Origin of the sequence: Escherichia sp. MR, assembly GCF_005280595.1 — a bacterium.
Lineage (GTDB): Bacteria > Pseudomonadota > Gammaproteobacteria > Enterobacterales > Enterobacteriaceae > Escherichia > Escherichia ruysiae.
Genome location: NZ_SZVK01000087.1, coordinates 1 through 8,418, shown reverse-complemented (window position 1 = coordinate 8,418; position 8,418 = coordinate 1). Strand labels below are relative to the sequence as shown.

The 8,418-nt window shown below is 40.8% G+C and carries 5 protein-coding genes, 1 tRNA gene and 1 pseudogene; 4 read left to right on the top strand and 3 right to left on the bottom strand.

Features of this window, described 5'->3' with window-relative positions:
* The first annotated feature begins 1 nt into the window (after position 1).
* Positions 2-77, top strand: a tRNA-Asn gene (locus tag FC814_RS21545).
* A gap of 180 nt (positions 78-257) precedes the next feature.
* Positions 258-1,532: an integrase arm-type DNA-binding domain-containing protein gene (locus FC814_RS21540; protein WP_060617321.1), complete on the top strand. Its 1,275-nt coding sequence runs from the start codon at positions 258-260 to the stop codon at positions 1,530-1,532.
* A gap of 46 nt (positions 1,533-1,578) precedes the next feature.
* On the opposite strand, the gene FC814_RS21535 is transcribed toward FC814_RS21540, so the two are convergent.
* The gene (locus FC814_RS21535) at positions 1,579-2,967 is read right to left on the bottom strand and encodes a hypothetical protein (protein ID WP_001096460.1); all 1,389 of its coding nucleotides are present in this window, start codon (positions 2,965-2,967) and stop codon (positions 1,579-1,581) included.
* A 194-nt stretch (positions 2,968-3,161) separates the two neighbouring features.
* Here FC814_RS21535 and FC814_RS21530 point away from each other — a divergent pair, with 194 nt between their 5' ends.
* Entirely contained in the window at positions 3,162-5,048 is a 1,887-nt protein-coding gene (locus FC814_RS21530) for a site-specific DNA-methyltransferase (RefSeq protein ID WP_001038192.1), read from the top strand.
* A gap of 9 nt (positions 5,049-5,057) precedes the next feature.
* Complete coding sequence (locus FC814_RS21525) at positions 5,058-8,018, top strand: type III restriction-modification system endonuclease (RefSeq protein ID WP_137326446.1); 2,961 nt, start codon at positions 5,058-5,060, stop codon at positions 8,016-8,018.
* 68 nt (positions 8,019-8,086) lie between these two features.
* Here the strand turns inward: FC814_RS21525 and FC814_RS21520 are convergent.
* Positions 8,087-8,344, bottom strand: a pseudogene (locus FC814_RS21520) (type 4 pilus major pilin); the annotation flags it as partial.
* Positions 8,345-8,360: 16 nt separating this feature from the next.
* Positions 8,361-8,417, bottom strand: a complete 57-nt coding sequence (locus tag FC814_RS23740; RefSeq protein WP_003032489.1) for an IS1 family transposase — start codon at positions 8,415-8,417, stop codon at positions 8,361-8,363.
* Position 8,418: the final 1 nt, after the last annotated feature.

Genomic DNA, 8,418 nt, shown 5'->3' with positions numbered 1-8,418 from the left:
TTCCTCTGTAGTTCAGTCGGTAGAACGGCGGACTGTTAATCCGTATGTCACTGGTTCGAGTCCAGTCAGAGGAGCCATTTTCAAGAAAGCAGACGTTCACTAACGTCTGCTTTCTGCATTTCTATCAATTGGTTATCCCCTCTCAGTCGTTCACCCTCGTTCACTAAAAACCACTCGAAGCCATATCATTTTGATGGTAAAAATGCTGGTAATGCTGGTTCGATTTCCCTTTTACCAACAAATGAGGGGGTGTTTTCATGTCACTGACTGATATTAAAGCAAAAAATGCAAAACCCCTTGAGAAGGAATACAAGCTTACTGATGGCTTTGGTATGTTCCTTCGTGTTACCCCTAAAGGTTCGAAATACTGGCAAATGGCTTACCGCTTCGAAGGGAAACAAAAACTCTTCTCTATTGGTGTTTACCCTGCAGTTTCTCTTTCTGACGCAAGACAACGCCGTGACGAGGCCAGAAGGCTTCTGGCTCAGGGTATTGACCCTAATGCAAAGAAACAGGCAGAGGTTAAAGAGCTTAAAGCCAAACGTGATAATACACGCTCCTTCAGAACAGTAGCCAAAGCGTGGTTCTCCACGAAAACAAAATGGTCTGATGATTATGGTGATGCCGTATGGAAGCGCCTTGAAACTTATGCCTTCCCGGTAATCGGTGACAAAGATGTTGCCGAACTCGATACGGGTGATCTGCTGGTTCCGGTGAAAAAAGTTGAGGCTCTTGGTTATCTTGAAGTTGCCATGCGCATTCAACAATACATTACGGCAATCCTGCGTCATGCCGTCCAGCAAAAGCTGATACGCCATAACCCAGCCTATGATATGGAAGGTGCAGTTCAGAAACCACAAACTGAACACCGCCCTGCACTTGAGCTGGAAGAAATACCCCAGCTACTGAACAAAATTGCCGAATACAAAGGCCGCAGGTTAACCATACTGGCAATACAGCTCAATCTGATGATTTTCATTCGTTCCAGTGAGCTTCGTTTCGCTCGCTGGTCTGAAATTGATTTCAAAAGTAAGTTATGGGTGATACCCGAACAGCGTGAAGCAATTGAAAACGTCAAACATTCGACTCGTGGTGCCAAAATGAAGCGTAAGCACTTCGTTCCCCTCTGTAAGCAAGCTATAAGGATACTAAAAGAGATCCGACAACTGACTTATGAAGAAGGCCATGATGATGGATTAATCTTCACTGGCTGTTATGACTCGTTTAAACCCATGAGTGAAAACACCATCAACAAAGCCCTGCGTAATATGGGATATAACACGAAGCAGGACATCTGTGGACACGGTTTCCGCACTCTGGCCTGTAGTGCCTTAATTGAGTCCGGGCTATGGTCAGAAGACGCTGTGGAGCTTCAAATGAGCCATAAGGAAAGTAACAGCGTCCGTGCTGCTTATACCCACAAGGCAAAACATCTTGAGCAACGTCGCCTGATGCTCCAATGGTGGGCTGACTACCTTGATGCAAGCAGAAACGGTATGGTAAGGCCGTTTGAGTTTGCTACAAATAAATAAAGGGAAAGGCCGTTCGCGGCCTTTCAACTTCATGCTTAATTACAGTCTATGCTGAATATGATACTGAATCTTTTTCTATCGCTAAACCAGCGATTTTTTCCAGCATTATTTCCCAGAGTGCGTATTTTCTTTTGTGCTCAATAAACAGAGATTTTAAATACTCTTCTGTTGAAGGGATTTTTTCAGTCCATGCAATATCTTTACTGTAATCAATGCTTTTTTTCATATCAGATGCCGCATAGGTGTAGTATTTACTCTGAGAACGACTGATACTGTCCTCTGCCAGCACTCTACGGAGCAGAGTTGCAGAACATGCATAACCATGCCTGTAAAGCTCACTCGATAAGGTACGAACAAAAGAACCGCGTAATAAAGACATCATCTCTGCGATTTCATTTTCACTCGCATTCATGACTTCAGAATCAAGTTTTCCATAACTATCTGTCCCGGACAAGAAAAGAATAACAAACGGAAAGCCTTTTTTCTTTGCTATGCCAGAGAACAAATCCAGTGAGTCATTATTTTTCTCCACCCGATTATAGATATTATAAAAAATAACATCACACCTGTTCTTAAATCCGACTATACAAATTGTTTTTGCCTGCTGAATCTCGCCTTCTTCAATCAACGCCAGAGCCAACACCTCAGTCCATTTATCACGAAGCCCTGCCTGATCAACTGATTTATCTTCTTTGATTTTATTGAGAACCTGAATGGCTTCCTCAGTACACAGTTCATCAACCAGCAACTCAGCAAACTTAATGATGTATTCTGGCTGGTTCAGTTTTCTTTTCTCAAAGCATTGCCTGATGAAATCAACATCCCTGATATACAGACTTAACTCAACAGCATCATTAACATCACCTGTCTTAAGAAGACTTTCCCTTAAAGCACGAATAACATTGTATCCCAGATCTTTTTTATACTTATCAAAAATATCAAAGTTAAAATATACATCACCTTTAAGTACGGAAAGTATTCTATCCGCTATAACATCAATGCTTTTGTCTTTTTGTAGGGACAGGGATTTTAACCATATTTCGACAGCACCATTATAATAGTCCATCCATGATCCATCTGATGTATCAGCAATTTCGCTGACTTTATCAAATGAGAGCAGTAAATCATGGCAAAACGCCTCGGTTTTTTCAGGCAGCGTTGATACCGTCTTTTCAAGTGGAAATATGACATTCCTGTATAGCCCCTCAAAAAAAACCGCTGCTTCATAATAATCATAAAAGCGTTTTGTTTTAATTGCCCTTTTGTATTCAGCCTCAGCTTTTTTCAGTGATTCTTCTGGAGTTAACAGATATTCATTAATAAGAAAGGATTTTGCCTGACCATTATCCTCTGCAATATCACAAATTATTTGCATGAGTTGTTCTGCAGGCATTTCCTTGAGTAAAGAAAGTTGTTTCTTGTTCAGTTTAGCCATCATCACATCCTGATAATGTTTGGTAGACGCAGAAAAGCTAATTGTACTAATACAAGGACAGGACATTCAATAAATGCATTAACATAATGATTTAAAAAGAAATCTGTAGCACACTGTTCATTGATGAAATGCACTATTTACCGTAAAATATCCCCCATCACACAGTAACCTGATACAGATACGTGGAATGGTCAATGAACAAACTTTCGCCTGAAATGCCCGAACTGCAATCAATGAATATCACTGCCGATAACATCACCAAGCTTAAATCATTGTTTCCTGAAGCCTTTAATGAAAACGGCATTGATTTTGACGTTTTAAAACAGCTTTTGGGTGAAAATGTAGACGAAAAAGAAGAACGCTATGGCCTGAACTGGCATGGTAAGCGTCAGGCTCGTCAGCTTGCTCTTACCCCTTCCCGTGGCACCTTACGCCCATGTAAAGATGAAAGCGTTGATTGGGATAACACCAAGAACCTCATGATCGAGGGTGATAACCTTGAAGTATTGAAGCTTCTTCAAAAAAGCTACACTGGAAAAGTTAAGCTTATATATATTGATCCTCCTTACAACACCGGGAAAGATTTTGTTTATCCTGATAACTTCCAAGATAATATGAAAAATTATCTTGAAATTACTGGACAGACAGAAGACGGAGCACGTTTAAGCACAAATACAGAAACCAGTGGACGTTACCATACTGATTGGTTAAATATGATTTACCCACGTTTAAAACTTGCAAGAAACTTGTTGAAAGAAGATGGGGTTATTTTCATTTCCATTGATGATGCTGAAGTTGATAATTTAAAAAAAGTTTGCTCGGAAATCTTTGGTGAAGAGAACTTTGTTGCTAATATTGTATGGCAAAAAAAATACTCACCACAAAATGATGCCACATATTTTAGTGATATGCATGATCATATTTTAGTATATGCAAAGCAACGGAAGAATTCAAAAAATGATTCAAATGGTTGGAACATAGATTTTCTACCAAGATCAGACGAACAAAATGCAGCGTATAAAAACCCCGACAATGACCCTCGTGGAGTTTGGAAGTCTGTAGATTTATCAGTCAAAACTTATTCCAAGGCTAATGATTACTCAATTACCACACCATCAGGACGTATTGTAACTCCTCCCGCCAGTAGATGCTGGCAGGTTTCTGAAAAACGTTTTGCAGAATTGTGTAAAGAAAATAAAATTTGGTTTGGAGAAAATGGTAATAATGTTCCATCAATCAAAAGATTCCTGACTGAGGTCCAAGATGGTGTTGTTCCTACAACATGGTGGTCATATAAAGAATGTGGCCATAATCAAGAGGCCAAACAGGAACTAAAAAAACTCATGGAGGGAGAATCTGTATTCTTTGACACGCCTAAACCATTGAGATTATTAGATAGAATATTACATTTAGCAACAACCAATGATAAAAATAGTATTATCCTAGATTTTTTCGCTGGGTCAGGTACCACGGCTCACGCAACTTTGAATAAAAATATTGCTGACAGTGGTTCACGCCGATATATTGCTGTGCAATTACCTGAAAAAATAGATGATGAAAAATACCATACAATATCAGAACTAACCAAAGAACGCCTCCGCCGCGCGGGTAAAAAGGTTCGTGAAGACAATCCAGAGTGGAAAGGTGACGTTGGTTTTCGTGTTTTCAAACTCGATACATCTAATATCCGTCCGTGGGAAGCCACAGCAGAAACCCTTTCAGAACAGATTGATGCCTATGTAAGCCCAATCCTTGAAGGCCGTAGTGAAGAAGATTTGCTCACAGAGTTAATGCTAAAGCGTGGCATTGACTTGAGTGTTAACATTGAAACCCGTCAGTTTGATGGATTAACCGTTTCTTGTGTTGACGGTGGAAAATTGTTTACCTGCTTTACCCGTCAAATCCCTGCCTCTTCTGTTGAGGAACTAACCAAGGGGATCATTGACTGGCATAAAAGTTTGAAAGCTGGCAAAGATACTGTCTGTTATTTCCTTGATGACGCATTTGAAAATAACGTTGCTAAAACAAATCTTTGCGCCATTCTGGAACAACACGGCCTGACTAACCTGCACAGCCTGTAAGGGAATGAGATGAAACTACATTTTGAATCTGACCTTACCTATCAGCAAAACGCCATAACATCAGTTTGCGATCTGTTTGAAGGTCAGGAAAAATGGGAAAGCGAAATGACTGTGCTGGCACCAGCTCAGGGCGTTCTCTCATTTGAAGGTTCAACGGGTTCAATGCCTGTTAACCCACAAATACCCGAAGATGATGTTCTGCTGAAAAACCTGAACAATGTTCAGTTAAAAAACCAGCTTCCACCTTCACCTGTGCTCGACAGCCATGACTTTACTGTCGAGATGGAAACAGGGACAGGTAAGACGTATGTTTATCTTCGCACCATGCTTGAGTTGAATAAACGATATGGCATGAGCAAATTTATCATCGTAGTTCCTTCCGTTGCCATCAAGGAAGGCGTTTATAAAACGCTACAAATTACTGAAGAACATTTCAAAAGCCTTTATGCGGGAGTTCCATACCAATACTATCTGTATGACTCGTCAAAACCTGCGGATGTGCGAAATTTTGCAACCAGCTCTGTTATGCAGATCATGGTAATGACAGTTGGTGCGATTAACAAAAAAGACGTTAATAAGCTCTATCAGTCCAGTGAAAAAACAACCGTTGACGATCTGGATAAGCCAATTGATCTGATACGTGCTACACGCCCAATTATTATTGTAGACGAACCGCAAAGTGTGGATGGTGGCTTAAACGGTGCGGGTAAAACAGCTCTGGATGCTATGCACCCAATGTTCACCTTACGCTATTCAGCGACACATGTGCATAAACATCATATGGTGTATCGCCTCGATGCCATTGATGCTTACAATCAGAAACTGGTGAAACAAATCGAAGTTGCCGGGCTTGAAGTCCAAAATGCAAGTAATAGCCCCTATGTAAAACTGGTCAGTATTAACAATAAGAAGAATAGCATTAGCGCGACTCTTATTGTTGATATAGCCGATAAAAAAGGGGGCGTAAATCGTTCTGAAATTACCGTGCATGACGGTATGACACTTGATGACGAAACGGGGCGTGATATTTATCAGGGATACAGGATAAGTGAGATCCGCACGGGCAAAGAAGGCTATCTGACACTGGATACGCCTTCTAATACCTACTATATGAAAGAAGGTGATATCGTAGGTGATATTGACCCAATGCTTATCCAGCGGCATATGATTAGACGTACAATCCGTGAACATCTGGATAAAGAGCTTCGCCTTAATCCTCAGCAAATCAAGGTTCTTACCCTATTTTTCATTGATAAGGTTGATTTCTATCGCCAGACTAATGAAGAAGGACTGCTTGAACCGGGTGAATATGCCCGCATCTTTGAAGAAGAATATCTAAAGGCCATTAAAAGCCCCGCATATAAAACTTTGGTTCCTTCTCATCCAGAACATGCTAAAGACGTTCATGATGGTTATTTCTCCATTGATAAAAAAGGTGCATGGGCTGAAACAACCGAAAGCAATAATGCAGGCCGCGAAAATGCGGAACGCGGTTATAACCTCATCATGAAAAATAAAGAGAAGCTTTTGAGTTTCTCTAATCCGGTGAGATTTATTTTTTCACACTCTGCTTTGAAAGAAGGCTGGGATAACCCCAATGTATTCCAGATCTGTAGCCTTCGAGAGATGGGAAGTGAACGAGAACGTCGTCAAACATTAGGGCGTGGTCTTCGCCTGTGTGTTAACCAAGAGGGTGAACGTGTTCGTGATGACAGCATTAACATTCTGACTGTAATTGCCAGTGAAAATTATGAAGCCTATGCTGAACGACTACAGAGTGAAATTGAGAACGAAACAGGCATCCGTTTTGGTATCATCGAAAAAGATGCGTTTGCACATCTGATCGCCTCTGATTCCCCGCAAGGTGTAGGTATCGCAGGTTCACATGAGATTTGGTCTGAACTACAAACTGAAGGTTATCTTGAAAAATCGGGAAAAATCACCAAAGCCCTGAAAGAAGTATTATTCGAAAACACTTTTGTTGTTAGTGAGAAGTATGCCTCACTACAGGAACAAATTGAAACTATCCTGCGTAAATCAGCAGGGCGACTCAATATAAACAATGCTGATGAGCGTAAAACTATCAAATACCGGAAAGAAGTCTTAAACAGCCCGGAATTCGAAGCGTTATGGCAGCGCATTTGTCAAAAAACGCTGTACCGACTGGCATTTGATGAACAAGCTTTGATTAAATCCTGTACGAACTCACTTTCTGAAATGCAGCCTGTAGCAAAAGCAATGGTCAGTTTCAGCAAAGCAACGATCAAACAAAGTCAATCTGGCCTTGATGTTAAAGCTCTGTCTAATGGGACAACAAGCACTGTAATTGATGTTGCAGAGCAGCCATTGCCAGATATTCTTGGTGTTCTACAGGAAAAAACCGGACTGACAAGACGCAGTTTAAGCACCATCCTGAAAGAGAGTGGAAGACTCGCTGATTTTGCTAAAAATCCACAGCAGTTTATCAGTGAAGCTATAGGCCGAATCAACTACTGCAAACGCCTGTCAATTGTTGATGGTATTAAATATTATCCACTAAAAGGCGAGGTGTATGCGCAAAGTCTCTTTATGGATAAAGAGCTAACAGGATATGCCCGTAATCTTTTTGAAACCTCGTCTAAGTCAGTTTACGAATACGTTCCTAAAGATTCTGAAGTCGAAGGCCGTTTCGCTCAGGAACTCGAAGAACAGGATGAAGTTAAGCTTTATGTGAAGCTTCCCGGTTGGTTTAAAATACCGACTCCACTGGGAACCTACAATCCTGACTGGGCCTTAGTTATTGAAGACAATGGTGAAGAACATATTTACTTTGTTGTAGAAACAAAAAGTAAACACATTGGCCTTGGTAATGAAGAAGATGCGAAAATTACTTGTGGTAATGCTCATTTTATCTCACTCAAAGATCAGATGAATAATCCTGCGAGATATATGCGCTCTACAAACATAAATGATGTATTAAGCAGTATATAAAATGGAAAAGGGCCGTAAGGCCCTTTCCTTAAATAAGAAGCCAAAAATAAGTTATCAAGCCCTTTTTGTTAGATAGACGTGAAAATTAATGTGTTGCTATTCCCACCGCTTTCACATTGTGTTGCAGTTTCTGCGACATCCAGCACCCCTCCTGCAGCTTTCACATTACCTGCTTCACCAACACCCGCTGTATAGAAGTTCCCCGCAGCTGCAGTGATAATTTTCGTACACTCTGCAGCAGGCACGTTTGAATAGGTTATTGTAAATGAGGAACCTGCAGCCGCAGAAGGTCCTGTATCTGCTGATTCAACCACAACATTTCCTTTGGGTAATGACTCCAACTTATTGATAGTGTTTTATGTTCAGATAATGCCCGATGACTTTGTCATGCAGCTCCACC